This is a genomic window from Desulfoplanes formicivorans, assembly GCF_001748225.1.
Taxonomy (GTDB): domain Bacteria; phylum Desulfobacterota; class Desulfovibrionia; order Desulfovibrionales; family Desulfomicrobiaceae; genus Desulfoplanes; species Desulfoplanes formicivorans.
Genome location: NZ_BDFE01000007.1, coordinates 1 through 22,029, shown reverse-complemented (window position 1 = coordinate 22,029; position 22,029 = coordinate 1). Strand labels below are relative to the sequence as shown.

Annotated in this window: 14 protein-coding genes and 1 riboswitch; of the genes, 10 read left to right on the top strand and 4 right to left on the bottom strand. The window is 52.8% G+C overall.

Annotated elements, in window-relative coordinates; all coding sequences use genetic code 11:
• The first annotated feature begins 188 nt into the window (after positions 1–188).
• The 6 genes from clpP to DPF_RS02185 all read left to right on the top strand — a co-directional run bounded on the left by clpP (position 189) and on the right by DPF_RS02185 (position 11,135).
• The gene (gene clpP / locus DPF_RS02210; RefSeq protein ID WP_069857244.1) at positions 189–797 is read left to right on the top strand and encodes an ATP-dependent Clp endopeptidase proteolytic subunit ClpP; all 609 of its coding nucleotides are present in this window, start codon (positions 189–191) and stop codon (positions 795–797) included.
• Positions 798–807: 10 nt separating this feature from the next.
• Entirely contained in the window at positions 808–2,052 is a 1,245-nt protein-coding gene (gene clpX / locus DPF_RS02205) for an ATP-dependent Clp protease ATP-binding subunit ClpX (protein ID WP_069857243.1), read from the top strand.
• Positions 2,053–2,174: 122 nt separating this feature from the next.
• Positions 2,175–4,625, top strand: a complete 2,451-nt coding sequence (lon, locus tag DPF_RS02200) for an endopeptidase La (protein ID WP_069857242.1) — start codon at positions 2,175–2,177, stop codon at positions 4,623–4,625.
• Between the two features lie 139 nt (positions 4,626–4,764).
• Positions 4,765–6,303, top strand: a complete 1,539-nt coding sequence (murJ, locus tag DPF_RS02195; RefSeq protein WP_069857241.1) for a murein biosynthesis integral membrane protein MurJ — start codon at positions 4,765–4,767, stop codon at positions 6,301–6,303.
• A 119-nt stretch (positions 6,304–6,422) separates the two neighbouring features.
• The gene (locus DPF_RS02190) at positions 6,423–7,181 is read left to right on the top strand and encodes a tRNA1(Val) (adenine(37)-N6)-methyltransferase (protein WP_069857240.1); all 759 of its coding nucleotides are present in this window, start codon (positions 6,423–6,425) and stop codon (positions 7,179–7,181) included.
• A gap of 66 nt (positions 7,182–7,247) precedes the next feature.
• A complete protein-coding gene (locus DPF_RS02185) occupies positions 7,248–11,135 on the top strand; it encodes a DUF3857 domain-containing protein (protein ID WP_069857239.1) in 3,888 nt (1,295 codons plus the stop codon).
• 179 nt (positions 11,136–11,314) lie between these two features.
• Here DPF_RS02185 and DPF_RS02180 read toward each other — a convergent pair whose 3' ends face one another.
• Both DPF_RS02180 and DPF_RS02175 read right to left on the bottom strand, forming a co-directional pair.
• On the bottom strand, positions 11,315–11,545 hold the full coding sequence (locus tag DPF_RS02180; RefSeq protein ID WP_069857238.1) for a hypothetical protein: 231 nt from the start codon (positions 11,543–11,545) through the stop codon (positions 11,315–11,317).
• 19 nt (positions 11,546–11,564) lie between these two features.
• Entirely contained in the window at positions 11,565–11,759 is a 195-nt protein-coding gene (locus tag DPF_RS02175) for a hypothetical protein (protein WP_141721042.1), read from the bottom strand.
• A 356-nt stretch (positions 11,760–12,115) separates the two neighbouring features.
• Between DPF_RS02175 and DPF_RS02170 the strand changes: the two genes are divergently transcribed.
• On the top strand, positions 12,116–12,916 hold the full coding sequence (locus DPF_RS02170) for a metallophosphoesterase (protein ID WP_069857236.1): 801 nt from the start codon (positions 12,116–12,118) through the stop codon (positions 12,914–12,916).
• Positions 12,917–12,932: 16 nt separating this feature from the next.
• Here the strand turns inward: DPF_RS02170 and zupT are convergent, their stop codons facing one another.
• Complete coding sequence (gene zupT, locus DPF_RS02165; RefSeq protein WP_069857235.1) at positions 12,933–13,823, bottom strand: zinc transporter ZupT; 891 nt, start codon at positions 13,821–13,823, stop codon at positions 12,933–12,935.
• Between the two features lie 173 nt (positions 13,824–13,996).
• Positions 13,997–15,709 (bottom strand): 30S ribosomal protein S1, encoded by a 1,713-nt coding sequence (locus DPF_RS02160; RefSeq protein ID WP_069857234.1) that lies wholly within the window; start codon positions 15,707–15,709, stop codon positions 13,997–13,999.
• A gap of 415 nt (positions 15,710–16,124) precedes the next feature.
• Positions 16,125–16,221, top strand: a riboswitch (glycine riboswitch).
• 95 nt (positions 16,222–16,316) lie between these two features.
• On the opposite strand from DPF_RS02160, the gene DPF_RS02155 reads away from it, so the two are divergent.
• The 3 genes from DPF_RS02155 (at position 16,317) to DPF_RS02140 (ending at position 21,989) form a co-directional block, all read left to right on the top strand.
• The gene (locus DPF_RS02155; protein ID WP_069857233.1) at positions 16,317–17,687 is read left to right on the top strand and encodes an alanine/glycine:cation symporter family protein; all 1,371 of its coding nucleotides are present in this window, start codon (positions 16,317–16,319) and stop codon (positions 17,685–17,687) included.
• Positions 17,688–18,564: 877 nt separating this feature from the next.
• A complete protein-coding gene (locus DPF_RS02145; protein ID WP_069857231.1) occupies positions 18,565–20,691 on the top strand; it encodes a GTPase in 2,127 nt (708 codons plus the stop codon).
• Positions 20,691–21,989, top strand: coding sequence for a GTPase domain-containing protein (locus DPF_RS02140; RefSeq protein ID WP_069857230.1), 1,299 nt, complete (start codon positions 20,691–20,693; stop codon positions 21,987–21,989). The genes DPF_RS02145 and DPF_RS02140 overlap by 1 nt, the downstream gene beginning before the upstream one ends.
• The last annotated feature ends 40 nt before the right edge of the window (positions 21,990–22,029 follow it).

Sequence of the window (22,029 nt, the reverse complement as noted above, 5' to 3'; positions counted from 1 at the left end):
ATCATTGCACGCAATTGCCCTGTGGTTGCACCGAAGTCCTGACATGTCGTCTTGAACAAAGACGGTCCAGGACAGGCTGTTGATTGTCGTGCCTCATGCCTTTTTTCACGTTGTTTGCAGTGTGTTTGGTTACGTGTACACTCCTGCCTACCCAACGAGCAGACCCATCCATCAAAACGGAGGATCATATGGTCACCAATAATGTACCCATTGTCATCGAGACCTCGGGCCGCGGGGAAAGGGCCTATGACATTTATTCCCGGTTGCTTCGAGACAGGATCATCCTGCTTGGAACTCCCATTGACGACAATATAGCCAATCTCATCTGTGCCCAGCTTCTGTTTCTGGAATCGGAAAATTCCGAAAAGCAGATCAACATGTATATCAATTCTCCTGGCGGTTCCGTGACCGCTGGTTTGGCCATCTACGATACCATGCAGTACATTTCCGCACCTGTGGCCACCTTGTGCATGGGTCAGGCCGCCAGCATGGGAGCTGTTCTGCTGGCTGCCGGAGAAGCGGGTATGCGATATGCATTGCCGCATAGCAGAATCCTCATTCATCAGCCCATGGGCGGATTTCAGGGCCAGGCCACGGACATTGACATCCAGGCCAAAGAAATTATTCGTTTGAAGGCAACATTGAACCAGATTCTTTCCAAGCACACCGGTGCCGACATGAGCAAGATTGAAAACGATACGGACAGAGATTATTTCATGAGTTCCGACGAGGCGGCTGCATACGGTATCATTGACGAGGTCCTGGCGAGCAGAAGTGCCATGAACGTCCAGGAATAGAGGATATATTATGGCAAAAAGAACCAAGAAGTCCGACGAATTGTACTGTTCATTCTGCGGGAAGATTCAGACGGAGGTTGCCCGGCTCATTGCCGGTCCCGACGTCTACATCTGCAACGAATGCGTGGCCCTGTGCCAGGAAATCATCATGCAGGACAATGCTGGTGACGACGCATTCTCAACCGGCGAAATCCCCCGCCCCGATCAGATCCACAAGGATCTGAACGACTATGTCATTGGCCAGGAAATGGCCAAAAGGGTTCTTTCCGTTGCCGTGTACAATCATTACAAGCGGATCAACTATCTGGGAGATACCGATGACGTTGAGCTGGACAAGAGCAACATCCTGCTCATCGGTCCCACGGGGAGCGGCAAGACCCTGCTCGCCCAGACCTTGGCCAAAATCCTGAACGTTCCCTTTGCCATTGCCGATGCCACGACCCTTACCGAGGCCGGGTATGTGGGTGAGGATGTGGAAAACATTCTTGTCCAGCTGGTCCAGAATGCGGATTACGACCTTGAGGCGGCTTCCAAGGGAATTATTTATGTGGACGAGATCGACAAGATCGCCAGAAAGTCCGAAAGTACCTCCATCACCCGGGATGTTTCCGGAGAAGGGGTACAGCAGGCCCTGCTCAAGATCATCGAAGGCACGGTGGCCAACATACCGCCCAAGGGCGGCCGCAAGCACCCCCAGCAGGAATTTATCCGCCTGGATACGAGTAACATCCTGTTCATCCTGGGCGGAGCGTTTATCAACCTCGAGAACATTGTGCAGCAGCGTCAGCAGGGCAGCGTCATGGGCTTTGGTGCCGAAGGGGTCGGGGTCAAGAAAAAGGCCTCGGAATTGCTCAAGGATGTCCATCCCGATGACCTGATCAAGTTCGGGGTCATTCCCGAGTTTGTCGGCCGGATTCCCATCATCACCTCTCTTGAGGAACTTGACGAGTCCGACCTGGTCAGGATCCTGACCGAACCCAAGAACGCCCTGGTCAAGCAGTATCAGAAAATGCTCGAGCTTGACGGCGTCAAGCTGTCGTTTACCCAGAACGCCCTCAAGGCCATTGCGGCCAAGTCCATCAAACGCAAGACCGGTGCCAGGGGATTGCGCAACGTTCTGGAAACGATCATGCTCGGCGTCATGTATTCCATTCCTTCCCTGGAAGGCGCCAAGGAATGCGTGATCAACAAGTCCGTTGTTGAAAACGGGGTTGAGCCGATTATTCTGTACGACAAACAGGCCCAGTCGGCCTAACTGCTGTGCGGTTTGGCGCCGTGTCAAAGCTTCCCGACCGGGCGCCTGCCGCATGGTCCTGGACCGGATGCGTCCAACCAGACACCTGCAACTTCATTATTTCATTTTAGACCAAAAGGCATATGTCCACACTTTACACGTCCTCACGACCTGAAGAGAGTGATTCCCCGCTGCATTTGCCGCTCATGTCCCTGCGGGAAGTGGTTATGTTCCCCCGGGCCATCATTCCTCTTTTTGTTGGTCGCAAATCTTCCATCAGGGCCATTGAAACGGCCATAGAGGAGCACGGCAAGGAAATCTTTCTTGTTGCCCAGCGTGATGCCAACATCGAGACCCCCCAGACCGGGGACCTTTATGATGTTGGAACGGTGAGCAAGATCCTGCAGATGCTCAAGCTGCCTGACGGCACCATCAAGGTCCTTTTCGAGGGATTGTACCGGGCCCGGGTCAGTGACATCACGGGCCTGGATTCTGCGGTACCCATGGCTGACGTGGCTGTTTTGCCCGAAGTGGATACCCAGACCGCCGAGTCAGAGGCCCTGGTTCGCGTGACCCAGGATGCCCTCAAGGAATACGCCAGGATCAATCAGAAAATGGCCAAGGAAAGCATCCTGGCCATTTCCTCCCTTCATTATCCAGGACGACTGGCTGATTCAATAATGCCTCATCTGCGCCTTGATTTTCAGAAAAAGCAGACGGTTCTCGAAGAGCTCCATCCTGTGGAGCGTTTGGAAAAGGTGTATGCTTTTCTGCAAGAGGAAATCGAGGTGTATGATCTGGAACGCAAGATCAAGTCCCGGGTCAAGAAGCAGATGGAACGCAACCAGAAAGAGTATTATCTGGGGGAACAGCTCAAGGCCATCCACAAGGAAATGGGGCATGACCACGATCTCCAGTCCGAATTTCAGGAACTGGAAGAAACCCTTGATGCCATGGATATGCCCCAAGAGGCCCGTGAGCGTGCTCGGGAAGAGATCGGCAAGCTGCGGCGCATTCCGCCGTCGTCGGCCGAACACGGGGTCATCAGAAATTATGTGGATTGGATTCTGAGTCTGCCCTGGAACCGGATCAGGGAAGGTGAGATCGACATTCACGCGGCCCAGAAGATCCTGGACGAAGATCATTACGGCCTGAAAAAGCCCAAGGAGCGCATCCTGGAATATCTGGCCGTGCAGGCCCTGGTGGACAAGGTCAAGGGACCCATCTTGTGCCTTGTGGGGCCTCCTGGGGTGGGCAAGACCTCGTTGTCCAAATCCATTGCCCGGGCCATGGGACGGGAGTTTGTCCGTCTGTCTCTGGGCGGGGTGCGGGACGAAGCCGAGATCCGTGGCCATCGGAGAACCTATGTGGGGGCCCTGCCCGGAAAGATTATCCAGTCTTTGAAGCGGGTTTCTTCCAGCAATCCGGTCTTCTGCCTGGACGAGGTGGACAAGATGAGCACGGATTTTCGCGGTGATCCCTCGGCCGCCTTGCTGGAAGTCCTAGATCCCGAGCAAAATTACGCTTTTAGCGATCATTATCTGGATCTGGACTATGATCTGTCCCGCATTTTTTTCATCACCACGGCCAACAGCCTTGCCTCCATCCCCGAGCCCTTGCAGGATCGCATGGAGATCATAGAGATTCCCGGGTATCTGGAGACGGAAAAGACCTGCATTGCCATGGATTTCCTTCTGGCCAAGCAGCTTGAGGCCAACGGATTGGCCAATGTTTCCGTGAATATGTCCAAGGGAGCGGTTCAGGAGATCATCCGCAGATACACCCGGGAAGCCGGGGTCAGGAATCTTGAACGCGAAATCGCTTCGGTTTGCCGGAAGATCGCCCGCAGGATCGTTGAGGACAAGTCTCTGGAAGGCAAGAGCATTGCCGTGACCAAGACCAATGTCCGTTCCTATCTGGGCGTGCCCAAGGTTCGTCACGAGGTGGGCGAGGACAAACCCCTGGTCGGGGTGTGCACGGGGCTTGCCTGGACACGTGTGGGCGGGGAACTCCTTCTGGTGGAAGTGGCGCTCATGCCGGGTTCGGGCAAAATCGAGATTACGGGCAAGCTAGGTGATGTCATGCAGGAAAGCGCCCGGGCAGCCCTCAGTTATATCCGATCCCGGGGGGAAATGTTCGGACTGCGTTCGGATTTTTACAAGGAAGTGGACATCCACGTGCACGTGCCCGAAGGCGCAACGCCCAAGGATGGTCCGTCTGCCGGGGTTACCCTGGCAACCAGTCTTATTTCCGCTCTGTTGCATATTCCGGTGCGCAATGATGTGGCCATGACCGGGGAGATTACCCTGCGGGGTCGGGTTCTGCCCATCGGCGGATTGCGTGAGAAACTCCTGGCTGCCCATCGGGGCGGCATCAAGAATGTGATCATTCCGGCGGATAACGAGGCCGATTTGAAGGAAGTTCCCGAGGCCATTTTGAAGGATATCGAAATCACCTGTGTGGATCACCTTGATGACGTGCTTTGCAGGGCATTGGTCAACACCTCGGCCGAAACCCTGTTCTGCGGCAAGGAGCATATCGTGCCTTTGGCTTCAACCCTGTTTCAGGATGATACCCGGGTTCAACCCCAGTGAATGGGTGCGCCCGTCATGTTTTGCGAATGATGATCGGCCGGGTGGCTCATGCGAGCCCCTCGGCCCCTTTTTGCCGGCACTTTGTCGGCATTTTTTGTGATCAGGACCGTGTGGTCCGGTAGCAGGAGATTTGGTTCCCATGTCCGATCATGCCCGGCAAATCACGAGAAACGCTTCGGTTGTGGCCGGAGCAACGCTGCTCAGCCGCGTTTTGGGGTTTGCCAGGGATCTCATCGTGGCCTTTGCCCTGGGGGCGGGTCCCCTTGCCGATGCCTTTTTTGTGGCCTTTCGGTTGCCCAATCTGCTCAGGCGTCTTTTTGCCGAGGGTTCGCTGACCATGGCCTTTGTGCCGGTATTCACCCGCATGCGGCAGACAGAGGGGGACAGGGCCGCTTTTGTCCTGGCCCGTTCGATCCAGGTCTGGCTGCTGATCATCCTGGGGGCGATTGTGCTGGCGGCCATGGTTTTTGCCGAACCCATCACCCTGCTGGTTGCTCCCGGTTTTTCCCGCTCTCCCGAACTTCTGGCCACGACCACCACCCTGGTTAGAATCTGTTTCCCCTATATCCTGTTCATCTCGGCCGTTGCCCTGTGCATGGGCGTGCTCAATGCCATGGACCATTTCCTGGCTCCGGCCCTGGCGCCGTGCATGTTGAATATCGTGCTCATTGTTGCAGCTCTGACGGCTGTTGGCATGGGGCTTTCCGTGCCCCATGCGTTATCCTGGGGAGTGCTTGTGGCCGGAGTGGCCCAGTGGACGGTTCAACAGCCGTTTTTGCGGCAAAAGGGTTTTTCCTGGTGGGGGCAGGTTGGCCTGCTGGATACCGGCGTCAAGCGGATAGGTCGGCTCATGGGCCCTTCGGTGCTTGGTTCTGCCGTGTACCAGATAAACATTCTTCTGGGGACCGTGCTGGCTTCGTTTTTGCCTTTGGGGAGTATTTCCTATCTGTATTATGCGGACCGGCTGGTTCAGTTCCCCCTGGGCATTTTCGGCGTGGCCATAGGGACGGCGGCTCTTCCTTCCCTGTCCGGTCTGGCCGGGAGAAAAGACTGGAAGGGATTTGGCAGTGGCCTGTCTTCGGCCCTCAATCTGACCCTGTTCATCAGTCTGCCCGCGGCTGCCGGATTGGGTGGTCTGGCCGAGCCCATTGTGGAGTTGCTGTTTGAACGTGGTGCGTTTACCGGCCCGGACGTGGTGCAGACGGCCCTGGCCCTGCAGGCCTATGCCCTGGGGCTTCCCGCGTTTTCCTGTGTCAGATCATTGGTAGCCGCGTTCTATGCCCTGGAGGATACCAGGACCCCGGTCTGGATCGCCATGGTGTGTCTTTGTCTCAATATTTCCCTGGGTCTGATACTGATGCAATTCTACGATCATGTGGGACTGGCAGCAGCTACCAGCCTTTCTTCCTGGGCCAATGTGGTTCTTCTGGTCCGATATCTTGGCCGCAAACAGGAACTGGACCGCCTGCGTCCTTCTTCCGCCTTGGGCAAGATGCTGGTCCTGAGCGGCTGTGTCCTGGCCGGGACCATGCTCACGGCGGGTCATGCTGTCATGGCCTTTGCGCTTATTCCGGTCTGGGTGGCTGGGTTCATCGGGGTGGCCATCTGGTGGAGTGTACCCGAGGTGTCCTTGCTCCTTGGTGTTCTGCGGCGGAAAAAACAGGAGCCACCAGCATGAGCAGGTCTGTCCTGTCCCCGGCAGGCCGGGGGTTTTCTGTGCAATGGCCAGCAATTGTCGGCAGCCAGAATTCTTGCCGATACACCAGCTAACGCGCATTTCGAATATCTCCTACCTTCATGACTATTTCGATTGAGCAGGCAAGAAACCTTTTTCCCCGCGGCCTTGTGCAGCCCCCTCAGGGCTTCAGGTTTGCCGTGGACGCGCTTCTGGCAAGCTGCTTTGCCCGGATAAGGAAAAACGATCGGGTTCTGGATCTGGGAACCGGATGCGGGGTGATCGGGCTGGGACTTTTGCTGCACCATGATCTGCCTTCTGTGCAGGTTGTCGGCCTGGACAGGGACCCCGATATGGTTGGCTCGGCACGGATCAATGTGGCCGCCATGGGATTGGGGGAGCGCATGGATATTGTGCAGGGCGATGTTCGAGAGGCTCCCCGGTTTTTACGCCCTGAATGGGCTGATGTGGTCGTATGCAATCCTCCGTATCGGGTAACCGGAAGGGGCAAAACATGTCCTCAGGATTCACGCACCCACGCGCGGTTTCAGGTTTCTGCCACACTGGATGATTTTTTGGCTGCCTCTGCCTGCGCCCTCAAGAACCGCGGGCGGATCTATCTTGTGTTTTTGGCCGAGGGGCTGGATGTGCTGCTGGGGACCATGCGCACATGCAGGCTCATGCCCAAACGGGTGATGCCGGTTCACGGCCGGCAGGGGGCTCCGGCTCGTCTTGTGCTGGTGGAAGGGCGCAAGAACGGAGGGCCGGGAATGGTTCTGACAAATCCCCTGTTCTTGTATGAAACAGGGGAGAACCGGAATCGGATTACCCCGGAAGCCCTTGGGTTTTGTCCCTTTCTGGCCTGCAATACAGGTTTGTGATGGAAAAGGGGATCAGAATTGTCCATTTCAGGTCATCTTTATTGTGATTCGGGAGGTACATTGGTGATGAAAACAAGACCCATGTCCATGCGTCACTTTCTTGTTCTGCACGTTGTGTGTCTGGTTCTCTGGACCTTTTCCCAGGCTTTTGCCGGTGTTGAAGCCCCTTTGGTCCTCATTGATCGGGATCAGGCCCTGGCCGCGGCTGCCCGGGTTACACCCGAGGCTTACCCCAATGCCGACTCGGTCATTGTGGAAAGCCATACATGGGTCAAGTATCAGGAAGACGGAACCTATGTGCAGCGAGATGAAACCTATCAGAAAGTCCTGACTCGTGAGGGTGTTGACGCTTCCCGCTCTCTGTCCTCCTGGTTCACCATCCCCTACAATACCACCCGGTTCGACAAGGTCGAGGTCATCCGTCCCGACGGATCGGTTGTTCCCGTGGATATTGAGGCCAACTCCCGAGTGATGATCGATCGCAGCCAGATGGATGCCAACATCTACAACCCCAATGACAAGATACTTATGCTCCATGTGCCTGATCTCCAGGTGGGGGACGTGGTTCATTACTCCATTGAGGATGTTTTTGCCAAGGTGCGCGTGCCCGGAAGCTTCAGCGATCTCATTCTGTTTGAAAGTACCTCGCCCATCCTGCACAAAAAATATACGTTGACAGGCCCTGCTTCTCTGCCTCTGGCCCGCATGGCCATTCGGGACAAGGTGGGGACAACCCTGACCCATACACAGGAACGTGTGGGCGATGAGATTGTTCATGTCTGGGAAGGCCGGGATATTCCCCAGGCCTTTCCCGAGCCGGACATGCCGTCCTTTCATACGGTGGCTCAACGGGTCCTGGTGAGTACCATCCCCCATTGGGAATGGATTTCCCGTTGGTACTGGCAGCTGTCCAAACCCCATTTGGATCAGGTCACTCCGGCCATGCAGAAAAAGGTGCATGAGTTGGTGGACGGGGTGGATGACCCCATGGAACGCATCCAGGCGATTTTTACCTGGGTTTCCCAGGAAATCCGCTATCTCGGCCTGACACTGGAAACAACGGCACCAGGCTATGAACCCCATCCCGCGAGCATGACTTTTGATCGCCGGGCCGGGGTCTGCAGGGACAAGGCCGCGCTCCTGGTGTCCATGCTCCGTTTGGCCGGGTTTGATGCCTATCCTGTGCTCATCATGTCCGGGCCCCAAAAGGACCCTGAAATCCCCCTGCCTTTTTTCAACCATGCGGTCAGCTGTGCGCGTTTGGACAATGGGCACATGGTGCTCATGGATTCCACGGACGAACACACACGGGATCTTTTTCCTCCCTATCTGAACAATTGCAGTTATCTTGTGGCCACCCCCGAGGGTGATTCCCTGCGCACCAGTCCCATTGTCCCGGCAAGGGAGAACATGCTGTGCATCAAGACCTCCGGAGAACTGCACGAGGACGGCGGCCTCAATGCCACAACCGTACTGACGTTCAACGGGATCAACGACAGCGCCTACCGGGGATTTTTTGCCCGTTCCCCTCGGGAAAAACAGCGGGCCTATTTTGAAAACGTACTCAAGAAGGGATACCCCGGAGCCCGGTTGCTTGCCATGAAGGTATCGCCCGATAACATCATGGATACGTCCGAGACGTTGACCGTCCGTCTTGATTTTCAGATGGACCGCTTCCTGACCGGCAAGCAGGAAACCCACATGCTTCCCTCTCTCTTTTTGGGTCGTCATGTGGGCGTGGCCCGGATGCTCATCGACAAGATGGGTCTCAAAAAACGACGGTATCCCCTGTTCACCCAGTATGCCTGCGGGGTGGATGAACGTGTACGCATTCACCTCGGGGACACGGTGGGTCCCTTGCTCAGCGCTCCTGATCCCGTGACCGAGCAGTCCCGGGAGACCGACTTCACCCGGTTGTTCACCCTCCAGGACGGAAATCTTGTTGCCCGGCATCTGTTTACCCTGAATCTCCCTGAATATTCCCCTGCTCAGTATCTTGCCCTGCAAAAGAGCCTGGCCCGGCAGGAAATTTACGAACGAAGCAGATGCCTGTTTGCTGCCCCAAAAGAAGAGTCCGACATGGCGGCCTGGTATGGATCGTTCAATCCCGATGCCGTGGTGTTGCACCATGATGTGGATGTTCGGGTCAGCAATGACCATGCCTGGGTGCGCAGGGATCATGTGCGAACCAGAATTCTCACCTATGCGGGCAAGAAAAAGAACAGCGAGATCCGGGTGGACTTCACCCCGGCCCATGAACAGGTTCGCCTTGTCAATGCCACGGTTACGGGCAGGGATGGAACCGTCAAGACCATCGAACCCCAGGAGATCAATCTCATGGATGCTCCCTGGGTGGGAGAAGCGCCCATGTATCCTGCGGCCAAGACCCTGGTGGCTGGTCTGCCCGGGGTGGAACAGGGCTCGGTGATCGACTATACCCTGGAAAGGGTGGTCAAACAGGGTGATTTTTTTGCCATGAAAGAGGTCATGTCGGGCGAATATCCGGTTGTGCACAAAACAGTGCGGATTCAGCTGCCCGATACCTTGAAGGTGAGGGTTTTTGCTGCTGATCAGGGGTGGGGACTGGCCAGATATTGGGTCAGGGAACCCCGGAAGATCATCGAACAATCAAGGCATGCCCGGGATGGTCGGGTGACCTACACCTTTACGGCCCGCCACGTGGCTCCGGTGGCCCAGGAAAACGATCTGCCCCCGGCGTATGCATTTCAACCTGTTGTGGCCTTGACCTCAAAAACATGGCCTGAAGTGGCGGCAAACCTTGGCCGCCTGCTGGAAGATGCGGCTCGCCAGGGCCAACAGGCCGCTGTCACAGCCAGGAAGCTGGTTGCCCATGCGGCCGATGATCTGGAAAAAATCCGCTTGATCCGGGATTTTGTGTCCAGAAATATCCTTTTGAAGGGGCCGGGAACCGATACCTATCCCATGGAGGCGACCTTTGGGGCCGACAGGGTTGTGCAGGCGGGATATGGTTGCTCTGCCGACCGGGCCACTGTCTTCTATGCCATGCTCAAGGCCGCGGGGTTTGAGCCGTCTTTTGTCATTGCCGGCAATGCGCCTTCTGTACCGGCTTTGCAGGAATTCATGCGGGAATATGTTGCCCGTGACTGGCTGGACCAGGTCCTTGTGAGGGTCCGTGTGGGCGAGGGTACCATCTATCTGAATGACACGGATGAATATGCGGCCCTTGGCAGTACGGCCCTGCAGGGGCGAGCAGGTCTTGAACTGCCCAGTGGTCGCTTGACGACCATCATGGCTGCCAAAGGGAGGGGTGATGCTCTGGACGTGGACTATGTCCTTGATCTCAAGGCAAACGGGGATGCCCTTGTCACCCGAACCCGGGTTTTCCGGGGAACCATGTACAATACCTACCACAGAATGCTTGCCGAGATGTCTCCGGAAATGGCGGCCAGGTATCGGCAGGAGCAGACGGGAACCATCAGCCTGAACGGGGTGATGACCCGATACGAAGAGGATTTTGCCTCATATCCCGGCAAAGAAGTTCTGGCGGTTCAAGTGCCCGCCATGGGCATCCGTCAGGGAAAATTCTTGTATGTGGATCTTCCGGGCATGATCAGAGATATTGCCGGGGTTGATGGACGTACCCGGACCAATCCCCTGTTGCGGGATCTGGACCGGAAAACAACCATTGGCATTCGCGTCGAGTTGCCTCAGGGTACTGAAAGAATTCTTGTTTTGCCCGCCCGGGATCTTTTCCTGCCCATTGGCAGGGCCGGGGGAATTCGCGTGCATACCCAGGTATTGCCATCGCGGTCCGGGAAACTGGCCCATGTGCCTCCCCAGGCCCTGGAAATGGAGATTCAGGCCGTTGCCGTGCCCACGGTCATCGGCCCGGCAGAATATGCGCAGGTGCGCAAGGCCGAGGACATTCTGGTGGGCAATGCCAGGGGATCTCTGGTTCTGGAAATGCAGTAATAGCGGTGGTTGCCAACCTGTCTTGAAAAGAAAACGCCAATGGTCCGGCAGCATTGCCGGACCATTGGCGTTTTCACCATAAAGCGGGTTTGTAAAATGGGGGCAGGATCAGAATGCCCTTTGTGGTGTCATTCCCAGGGGGCAACCCGTGAAGACAAAGGGAAGAGAGCGCCATTACGTCATTGCGGATCCTTTGGGCTTGCCGAGGACCCTGATTTTTCGCAAGATCGGGGTTTTGAAGAACCAGCAGATCGTCCCTGGACCCAGCAACCGATTCCGGCCAACAGGAGCAGACCCGCCATGGCCATGGTTTGCAGGCTCTGGAACATGGTGAACATCACTGCGCCGCCAATCAAAAGAGCAAGGACCAGAATGCTGGTGATCAAGGCATGTTTTTGTTCGTTATTCATGACTTTCCAAGGTCATTGATCATCTTCGGCCTTTTCTTCTGCCACCTCCCCGTCCATGGCAGCCCTTGGCGCGGGTCGTTGGTCCATGGCCGGAAAAGACGCCGTTGCGATACAGCCAGTAACCCGCGTACACAAAGACCGCAAGAATAACCAGACGGGGGATGATGATCAGGAGAAGCACACACCCAAGGGCCACAAGGGGATGAATTCCCATGCGGTTCAGCCCGTTGTGCACAGAGCGCCATATCGTTTGGGGATAACGTTGCAGGTTCGAGTATGGCATTGTATTCCTCATGGTTGGAGTTGGATGATGGAATTTTGTGTCCGAAGATATGGAAAACTCTATTAGCATGGGCTAACTCGTGGCGGTTGTCAACCACAGGAAAAGGCGTGGCAGGTTGTGCCGGGTGACTTATCCCTTGAGAATATTCGAGGACCCCTCATGGTTAGGATGTTTTGTTGAACAACTCATGGAATGAGAATGTGAGCACTTTCATGCGTTGTGAGGCTCTTGGTCCTATTTTATCAACACGTATCATAAACGCAGCAGGAGAAACCGGCAGAAATTTCATGGATATATTAATAGGAAATGAACAGGATGCCTCGGTCCCCGAGGTTCGGGCCAAGGGATTGCTTTTTGTGGCCGACCCTCATGTGGCCGATCATCCGCCCAATGACCGGGTGGGAAATTATCGCAAGCAGATTCTGGCCAAAGTGCGTTTTTGTCTGCGTACGGCCAGAAAACACCATTTGATTCCGATTTTTCTCGGTGATCTGCTCCACGTGCCTGTGGACAATTCTTCTTCTCTGCTTGAGGAGCTTACCACGATGTTCAAGGCGCATGTGCCGTGGGTTCTGGTGGGCAATCACGATAAACATCTGGGTGCCAGGACCGTTACGCCGGATGTCTCCCTCATGCATTTGCACACACGGGGGGCGATCCATCTCATTGGGCAACCAGGTCCGGTATTCAGGCTGGTAACAGGCGGGCAGCGCCTTGTGCTGGGTGCTTCTCCCGACGGGTATGCATTGCCGTCCTCGGTCAAGGGGCCTAAAGACACCATGGTCATGTGGATCAGTCATCACAATGTGGCGTTTCCTGATTTCAGGGACAAGCCCGTACCCCTGGTGGAAATTCCCGGAGTCCATTGGGTGGTCAACGGGCATATCCATCGTCCCCAGCCTTCCGTTACCAAGGGGATGACCTGCTGGGCCAATCCAGGGAATATCACTCGGTTGAGCCTGACTCCCCATACACGCGTACGAAAACCAGCCGCCACCATCTGGCGCCCCGGGTACAGGGATCTGGAACGGGTGATCATTCCGCATCTTCCCATCGGAACCATTTTTCCTGAAGCCCGGGAAGAATAACTGCCGGTGATGTTTCCTAGCGCATGAGCAGCAGACTCAAGGCCATGATGGCCATGCCGGCCAGCAGGCCCAAAAGGCTGTCGTGGCCTTGCCCGTAGGCTCGGCTGGTGGGCAGGAGTTCGTCGAGACTGATGTAGACCATGATTCCGGCAACACCACCGAACAAGAAGCCCATGACCTGGCCCGGGATGGCGTCGCCTCCCATAAAAAGACGCATGGCCGCATAGGCAATGCCCGCTCCCACAGGTTCTGCCAGACCACTGAGCATGGAGTAGACAAAGGCCTTTTTCCTGTCTCCGGTTGCATAGAATATGGGCACGGAAACACTGATTCCTTCCGGGATATTGTGCAGGGCAATGGCTATGGCAATGGCTATCCCCAGAGCCGGATCCTGCAGGGCGGCCAGAAAAGTGGCCAGACCTTCGGGAAAATTGTGAATGCCAATGGCCAGAGCGGTAAACAGTCCCATGCGCATGAGTCTGGTCCCCTTGGGGTGCACATGGGTCCCGAGGCCGCGATCCCTGGTGCGGGCTATGGCCTCAAAATCAGGCAAGGGGGCTGAAGGATCATGGAGGGGCGCGGTTTCCATTTCGCTGTGAACCTCATGGGGGTTTTCGGCCTCGGGGATCAAGGCGTCAATGAGACCGATCACCAGTATCCCGGCAAAAAAGGAGCCCACATTGGCCCAATAACCCCACGGGTCGCCATAGACGCTCACCAGGGCGTCACGTCCTTTGGAAAAAATTTCAATAAAGGACACATAGAGCATGACCCCTGCGGAAAATCCCGTTGCCACAGACAGGAAACGGTAATTGGTCCGCTTGGCCGTAAAGGCGATGGCGCTGCCAATACCGGTTGCCAAACCGGCAAACAAGGTAAGCCCGAAGGCTGTCCATACGGCTGTCATTGCAAACCACTCCTTGTAAAATGCTTCATAAAGGACCAGCGCGCATGTCGTTTGCAAAAAAACGACATGCGCGCTGGTTATATGGCCCAATGTGCCGGATTGTCATCCAAAAAAAAGGCCGCATCCGTGTGGATGCGGCCTTTTGAGTTTGCCATGGACGGCAAGGATCAGGCTTACATGCCTTCTTCTTCCATCTTCTGCTTGATGAGATCGCCCAGGTTGCTGCCACCAGCTGCAGCGGCCTGTTTCTTGGCCACTTCCTTCTGCTGCTGCTTGATGGACAGGCCGAGCTTGTGATCATCCGAGCTGACATGAATGACCTGGGCTTCGATGGTTTCCCCTTCCTTGAAGGCTTCCTTGGGGTCCTTGATCTTCTTGCCCATTTCGGAGATGTGCACCAAACCTTCGATGCCTTCTTCCACTTCCACGAACAGACCGAAATCCGTGATGTTGGTGATCACGCCGTTGACCGTGCTTCCCACGGGGTATCTGTTGGGAACGTCCAGCCAGGGGTCATCGGCAAGCTGCTTGATACCCAGGGTGAACTTCTCGTTTTCCTTGTCCACCAGGAGCACTTTGGCCTGGACAATGTCACCGACCTTGTAGAGCTCGTTGGGATGGTGGATCTTCTTGGTCCAGGAGAGATCCGAGACATGGATGAGACCGTCGATACCTTCTTCGATACCAATGAACAGACCAAAATCCGTGATGCTCTTGATGGGGGCTTCGATGATGGTTCCGGAAGGATACTTTTCGGCAACCAGATCCCAAGGATTGGGGCTGACCTGCTTCATGCCCAGGGAGATGCGCTTTTTCTCGGGTTCTACACCCAAAATGACCACTTCGACTTCATCACCGAGGTTGACCATCTGGGAGGGGTGTCTGAGTTTGCGGGTCCAGGACATTTCGGAAATGTGAACCAGACCTTCAACACCGGGCTCCAGTTCCACAAAAGCGCCATAGTCCACCAGGTTGGTCACCTTGCCGGTGCATCTGGTTTCTGCGGGATATTTTTCCGAGATGTTTTCCCACGGATCAGGAATGAGCTGCTTGAGGCCCAGAGAGACCTTCTGCTTTTCCTTGTCGAACTTGAGCACCTTGAGTTCCAGTTCGTCGCCCAGCTGGACGAGCTCCTTGGGATGCTTGATCCGTTTCCAGGACATGTCGGTGATGTGCAGCAGACCGTCAAGGCCTCCCAGATCAATGAACGCACCGTAATCGGTGATGTTCTTGACCACACCCTTGACCAGCTGTCCTTCCTCGAGAACGCTCAGCAGGGCTGCACGTTTCTGTTCCCGGGCTTCTTCAAGAAGTACGCGGCGGGAAACAATGATATTGCTGCGCTGACGATTGATTTTCAGAACACGGAATTCAAAGCTCTGGTCAACCAATGCGTCCATATCTGGTACCGGTCGCAGATCAACATGTGATCCGGGCAGGAAGGCCTCCATATCGTTGATGTCAACGATATAGCCGCCCTTGATGCGCCGGACGATCCGACCGGTGATGGTCTTCTTGTTTTCAAGAATGTCCTCAAGTTCGTTGAGGAACTGCATCCTCTTGGCCTTCTGGTGGGAAAGGATGATCGTTCCAGTGGAATCTTTCTTGGAGACCACATACACATCGACCTTGTCGCCGACATGGACGGAACAATTTCCTTCGCTGTCCTTGAATTCGGAAACAGGCAGCTGGCCTTCGGATTTGAAGTTGACGTCTACCAGAACATAGTTGTCGTCAACCTTGACGACTTCGCCGGTGACGATGTTGCCGACCTGCACATTGCCGAAATCGGAATCGAGATAATCCTCAAGAGCGGTCTCAAAATCCATTTCGTTGTCAATGTCTACGTCAGCGTTGGAATTCGGTTGCGTTGCAAGGTTTTCCATTTTAGATACATACCCCCTAAACAGATAAATTTTCGGCTCTCTAACAGAATGTTTTGGCCTTGACAATGAAAAAAACTCGTCATTCGGAAATATTTCCTTTTCCGGATGCATTGCAAGGGGAGTCATTTCAGGTTGATGTACTGATATCAGACCAGTAATGCGGCTTGTTGGAAATTTTGTCCAACGCAATTGTAGGATTTTCAATATCCCTTCCAGGCCCGCCCGTAGTGTGCTGCGCGTTGCTGGATGCGTTCACGGGCACAAAATAAGGCTTGCATCCGATAAAAGCAATGGATAGAGGCAATTCCGCTTTTTTTGTATTTCGGATGACGGCAGCTGGAGAGCGTCTCCTTGCGTGTTGGTGTGGCAAGGGACCACCGAAGAAGTGAATCTTTCAGGTTCAAGAACAGCTGTCTGACGAGCCTCTGGAGAGACTCCCACAAGGGAGCACCGAAGGAGCAAGCCGATGGAAATCGGTGAAACTCTCAGGTATCAAGGACAGAGTGTTGGTGCGGGTGTTGTCCATTGCCCCGTCACGTTGCCCCGCTGTATCCTCCCTTTGCGTCATCCGTTTTCGTTCACCTGTAATTACAAGGATTTGATCGAAATGGATGTACTTGCCTTGTTGGGCACCATTGATTCCTATGTCTGGGGTGCCCCCCTTCTTGGTCTGCTTGTTGGAACCGGAATGTATCTTTCCCTGCGTCTTGGTTTTCTTCAGGTCCTGCGCCTTCCCTTGGCATTGAAGTATGTGTTTTCCAGGGACGAGGGCAAGGGCTGCCAGGGAGATGTTTCTCCCTTTGCCGCATTGTGTACTGCCTTGTCCGCAACCATCGGGACCGGCAATATCGTGGGCGTGGCCACGGCCATCAAGGCCGGCGGGCCCGGAGCCCTGTTCTGGATGTGGATGGCCGCGTTTTTCGGTATGGCCACCAAATATGCCGAGGCCCTGCTGGCCGTGAAGTATCGGGTTGTGGACGCCAACGGGCAGATGTCGGGTGGGCCCATGTACTATCTGGAGCGCGGCCTTGGCAGTAAATTGCTGGCCAGGATGTTTGCCTTGTTCGGCATTGCCGTGGCCTTTTTCGGCATTGGTACCTTTGCCCAGGTCAACGCCATCAAGGACGCAACCTTCATGACCTTTGGGATTCCGGCATGGGTGGTTGCCGCTGTGCTCACGGTGCTCGTGACCATGGTTACCCTGGGGGGCATTCAGTCCATATCCAATGTGGCCAAAAAGGTGGTTCCCTTTATGGCGGTCCTGTACGTGCTGGCTTCTCTGGTCATCCTGGTCCTCAATGTGCATCAGCTGCCAGCAACCATTGCCCTGATCATTCACTCGGCCTTCAACCCCCAGGCGGCCTTTGGCGGAGCAGCCGGGGTCACCGTGATGATGGTTCTCAGAAGCGGGGTTGCCCGGGGTGTTTTTTCCAATGAATCAGGCCTTGGCAGCGCTCCCATAGCCGCGGCTGCTGCCAAAACCGATTCCTGTGTCCGTCAGGGCCTCATTGCCATGACCGGGACGTTTTTTGACACCATTCTCATCTGCACCATGACCGGAATCGTTCTTGTCATGACCGGGGTATGGAATTCTCCGGACCTGGCCGGAGCCGCCATGACCAATACGGCCTTTGCCCAGGGGCTGGCTGGAACCATTGGTAATTATATCGTTACCATCGGCCTGATTTTTTTCGCCTTCACTACCATTCTGGGGTGGAATTACTATGGCGAGCGGTGCACTGAATATCTCTTCGGTGTCCGTGGAATCCGGCCCTATAAAATGATCTATATCGTTCTGGTGGCTTCAGGAGCGTTTCTCAAACTGGAAACGATCTGGGTTCTGGCCGATATCGTCAACGGTCTCATGGCCATTCCCAACCTGATCGGGCTGCTTGGCCTCTCGGGCGTGGTCATCGCGGAAACCAGAGCGTATTTCACCTCCCTGCGTGAGTGCTCGGGAGCGTGTGTGAGCGCGTAGTAGTGTGATGCCTCGACAAAAACCGCCGGTACGGGAAACCCGTGCCGGCGGTTTTTGTTTGGCTTTTTGGGGGATTGCTATCCCTGATTTCTCAATGATTCAAAAATGCTGCGTAAGTGCTCGTCGGTGACGACCATGACGCTGGTCGCCCTGACCATGGCCTTGATCTGCGAGCCTTCCTTGAGGTCCATTCTTGCAGCAGATTCTTTGGTGCTGATGGAAACGCTTTCGACGCCGGAGCCGGTGCCAATGATCAGATGGTGAGCTCAGGCCAGTTCATATGAAAGTCGGTTGCCGATGTTAATGTGGATGACAGAAAATCGACCAAGATGAAGGTGTCGGCCAGGAGAGAGAAGCGCAAAAAAGTGACAACTTTTTTTCAGGACTCGAAGCTTGGTCCCACTTCGTACCCCCTTCCTCGTACCCAGTTCATCCTGTCCCTTTTGCAAAGATTTTCCTCATCCAGAGTCATTTCCGACTTTTTTCAAAAAATCGAGATGGGCACCTTGTGTCATACATAAGGGTAATGATATGGGCCAATTCATTGCAGGATAATGTCTGACAAAATATTGTTGTTGCCGGACGCTTCGCGCAGGCAACAACGGCCTGCGGATACCATCCGCTTGTTGCTCGGCGCAAGAGCCTCCCAACAAGCGGATCGAGCGGATGTCCACAGGTTCAAGTAAACTTGCCCCGCGGCCACCGCTCATCCGCGGGCCGTTAAGCATACAAAAATGAGTGAATTAAACCTCTATCAGATAGGGCGGAAAAATTCATTTTTGTCACGTATGAATAATCATGAAACAGTCAATGTGATTCAGACGGAAAGGGAATAGGTGTAGAAATTGAGTGAATTATTCATTGTGAGAATAGATATATGAAGAAGCTGGATGCTTATCGCAAAGCATTGAAGGATTGCGAAAAGATTGCTCAGGAAGAATTCAAAGCGGCAGTAAAGTTTAGTAAGCGTTGCGATCAAATTGTTAACAACCTAAACAATGAATTTAACGATATTGCATGGAAGGCAGAACAAGTTACCGCCAAGGATCAGATTGCGGCAAAGGGATTGACTGATATTCAAAGCAGCTTGGGTGTCGGTTATGAGTTGCTCAGGGCTAAGCAAGCAAAGGCTTTAGAACAGCAGAAAAAGTCACTAAAAAGCTTTAGTGTTATGTTGTTTGGTCGCACTATGGCGGGTAAAAGCACTATGCGTGAAGCCATCACTGGAGGAGATGGATCAACTATAGGGATGGGGGCACAAAGAACGACCCGAGACGTGCGTCAGTATGACTGGAATCATCTTCGTATTATAGATACACCAGGGTTTGGTGCTTATAACGGTGAGGAAGATACAGAGATAGCACGAAGCATTCTTGAACAATCAGATGTGATTCTCTTTTTACTCAGCGATGACAGTATTCAGGAGTCTACATTTACCGAGCTGAAATACGCCTATCAGTTGAACAAGCCTTTAATATTTGTTGTGAATGTGAAGAAAAACCTGGAGAAGAATGTTCATCGAAAAAAGGCGATAAAAGATCCCGATAGCTATATCTACAATGCTTCAGACCTCGAAGGGCACAAGGAAAGGTTGCGAAATGAAGCTGCAAAGCTGGGGATGAACCCAAGATACATCCATATTGTCCCTATACACGCTCAAGCAGCTTTTTTGTCGACTCAGGAAGCCTATAGCGATCAAAAAGAAGATCTTTATCGAGTCAGTCGAATGGATAATCTTCTGACGCTATTAACAGATGAAATTACGCATAAAGGCCGTGCTAGGCGAGTTCAAACGCTATTAGGATCGGCATTAACTCATACGGATGATCTTGAGACATTGATTCGTTCCCAGAAAGAATCAGTGAAAGGGCTGCTCAAGGAATATGCTAATACCAAGAAGCGTGTTTATAAATGGCACGAACGCCAGTCAAAACGGGTGCCGGATAAGATTGAAAAAGATGTCGGACGCGCTTTTGCTCCGTTAATGAAGTCAATATCAAGTTTTGTTGATGACAATATTCAGTCTAAGTATTTTGGCAATAGACTTGAAGATCACATTGCTTCTTTTAATTTAGAAGAACGCTGCAAAAATGTGGCAAATAATATAGCTGAAGAGCTTGCTGCTGATCTTGAACAATTCAATCGGGATATGGCTAAGAATATTGAGCTTGGTGGCAAGCTCAATATGGAGGGAAGTAAAAGGTCATTTGATCCTGTCGATTATAAACGCATGAATGGTTGGACAGCAGCCGGGCTGGGTGTTCTTTCTGCCATTGCTTTTGTAAATAGCTGGAATCCCATTGGTTGGGGACTAGCAGCGGCAGGTTTCGTGTTTGGTTTGTTTCAAATGTTCTCGGATTCAAAAACCAAGAAGCTACAAATGGAAAAGCGTCGTCGAATTAAAGAGATTCGTGATGAAATAGCAGTGCAACGGGATAATTCGATTAAAGAAATCACAAAATGGTTTCACAAGGATATCGAACGAAAGCAGATACTTCAGGTTAAATCGGACTTAAATGATGTCTGCATGGGGCTTGAGAGGTTTATTCAGTCTCTAGAAAAAGCGTTTCTCCAGCTTGATCAATTAGAACATGACATAAACGAAAGGTACTTGCTGCGGTCTATGGATATCGTGGCTTCAGATAAATATCAAAAACCAAAGTTTAAACGCATAGTCCGCCAACCCGGTTACGCTTGCTATTTCACCGTCACCAATTATTTTAAAGAGTCTGAGCTGCTCTCGTCGTTGCAGACAGTTTTGGGTGAGCGGGTTAGAGTGGTATACGAAAACTCGGTAGAAAAGATGCTTTCTCATATGTTGGGTCTTAGAAAAGATAGGGCTCGAGTCGAAGGTGAAAATGGAGAGTATTTCATTTTTGCTAAAGAAGAAGATCTTGGCCGGATTATTGGAAAGCAGGGACGCAATATTATGTTGGCTGCTGCTATTTGTAATATCAAGTTATCTGCAAAACCAATGCATGAAATGAGAGAGGTTTGTCATTAATGGAAGAGTTGAAGTTTAATCAGGCTAAACAAATGGTGTCGGCATTTATCGCTGATTTGTCTAAGAGAAATGAGTTAACTGAACTGGGCCTCAGTTTTCCGAATCAAGACGAGTATCAAAATTCAAAGCTAAATATCGCTTTTGTTGGCCAATATAGCTCTGGGAAATCCTCTCTAATTAAAGGATTAACAGGACTTGATGACATTCCCATTGGCTCAGGCGTGACAACCGATCAAGTGACTAAGTATGACTACAAAGATCTGGTTGTATGGGATACCCCTGGCATACTTGCTGGTGAAAGGGAGCAGCATGATGAAGCATCATTTACAGCGATGGATCAAGCGGATTTGTTGGTTTACGTGATTACAAATGAACTGTTTGACGATGTTGTTGGGGCTGCATTTAGAGATCTATGTTTTACAAAAGGAAGAGAAAAAGAAATTCTTCTGGTAGTAAATAAATCTCAACGCGATTCAGGTACTGTGGAGACCAAATTAAATGGGATTGCTGAGGTTTTAGAACCCAGAATACCGGAAGACTTTCCTATTGTATTTGTTGATGCAGAGTCATATTTCGAGTCATTGGAAGAAGAGGATGAAGAAGATAGAGCAGAGTTAATGGCTCTATCCAACTTTAGCGGCTTTATCGAAGCTATTGACAAATTTTCCCAAGAGCGAGGTTTGCTAGGCAAGGTGACTACACCGTTAGCCGCTATACACACTCAGTTAGAAGATTTACTAGGCAAGTTGGCCGCTGAAGATCCGACACAGGAAGCACTGTTTGAACTGCTTCAGCAAAAGATGAGGATATTAAAGTCTAGTCAAAAGCAGCTTCAAGAGCAGTTTGATGGCAATTTAGCTGAAATGGAGCAAAATATTCTACTTATTGGTGATGAGCTGGCGGAGTCAGTGGATGATGACCTCAACGAGGCGGATTTTAAACAAAAACAGCTGCGCTCTGCAGATGATGTTCTTGCTCAAGTTAAACAAACCCAGCTGAAACTTGAGAAAATCGTCGATTCAGCTTTAAGTACTCTTGAATCTGAACTGCAAGAGCTGGATACAAGCCCGCTAGCAGAGTCACTCAAAGCCGCTTTGAGCGATCATTTTCAAGCTACAGATCAACTTAATGCTAATGCAGATATTGATATTGAAACGCATAATATCGGCGATAAATATGAGAGTTCGGTAAAAACACAGCAGACTCTTAAGTCTGCAGAGAAAGGATTCTCATGGTTATCAAATCAGATTTGCCTGCAAAAAGTAAAAATGTCGCTCACAGTAAACGGAAAGACTTAAGCGGATAATTTCATGATGTGAGCACAAAATTATTCCCGGC

Excerpts from the sequence above, each read along its gene's own strand:
- DPF_RS02180 (WP_069857238.1), bottom strand. The coding sequence starts at position 11,545 with ATGAATAACGAACAAAAACATGCCTTGATCACCAGCATTCTGGTCCTT.
- murJ (WP_069857241.1), top strand. The coding sequence starts at position 4,765 with ATGTCCGATCATGCCCGGCAAATCACGAGAAACGCTTCGGTTGTGGCC.
- DPF_RS02140 (WP_069857230.1), top strand. The coding sequence starts at position 20,691 with ATGGAAGAGTTGAAGTTTAATCAGGCTAAACAAATGGTGTCGGCATTT.
- DPF_RS02175 (WP_141721042.1), bottom strand. The coding sequence starts at position 11,759 with ATGGGAATTCATCCCCTTGTGGCCCTTGGGTGTGTGCTTCTCCTGATC.
- DPF_RS02145 (WP_069857231.1), top strand. The coding sequence starts at position 18,565 with ATGAAGAAGCTGGATGCTTATCGCAAAGCATTGAAGGATTGCGAAAAG.
- DPF_RS02160 (WP_069857234.1), bottom strand. The coding sequence starts at position 15,709 with ATGGAAAACCTTGCAACGCAACCGAATTCCAACGCTGACGTAGACATT.
- zupT (WP_069857235.1), bottom strand. The coding sequence starts at position 13,823 with ATGACAGCCGTATGGACAGCCTTCGGGCTTACCTTGTTTGCCGGTTTG.
- DPF_RS02185 (WP_069857239.1), top strand. The coding sequence starts at position 7,248 with ATGAAAACAAGACCCATGTCCATGCGTCACTTTCTTGTTCTGCACGTT.
- DPF_RS02155 (WP_069857233.1), top strand. The coding sequence starts at position 16,317 with ATGGATGTACTTGCCTTGTTGGGCACCATTGATTCCTATGTCTGGGGT.
- clpX (WP_069857243.1), top strand. The coding sequence starts at position 808 with ATGGCAAAAAGAACCAAGAAGTCCGACGAATTGTACTGTTCATTCTGC.
- clpP (WP_069857244.1), top strand. The coding sequence starts at position 189 with ATGGTCACCAATAATGTACCCATTGTCATCGAGACCTCGGGCCGCGGG.
- DPF_RS02190 (WP_069857240.1), top strand. The coding sequence starts at position 6,423 with ATGACTATTTCGATTGAGCAGGCAAGAAACCTTTTTCCCCGCGGCCTT.
- DPF_RS02170 (WP_069857236.1), top strand. The coding sequence starts at position 12,116 with ATGGATATATTAATAGGAAATGAACAGGATGCCTCGGTCCCCGAGGTT.
- lon (WP_069857242.1), top strand. The coding sequence starts at position 2,175 with ATGTCCACACTTTACACGTCCTCACGACCTGAAGAGAGTGATTCCCCG.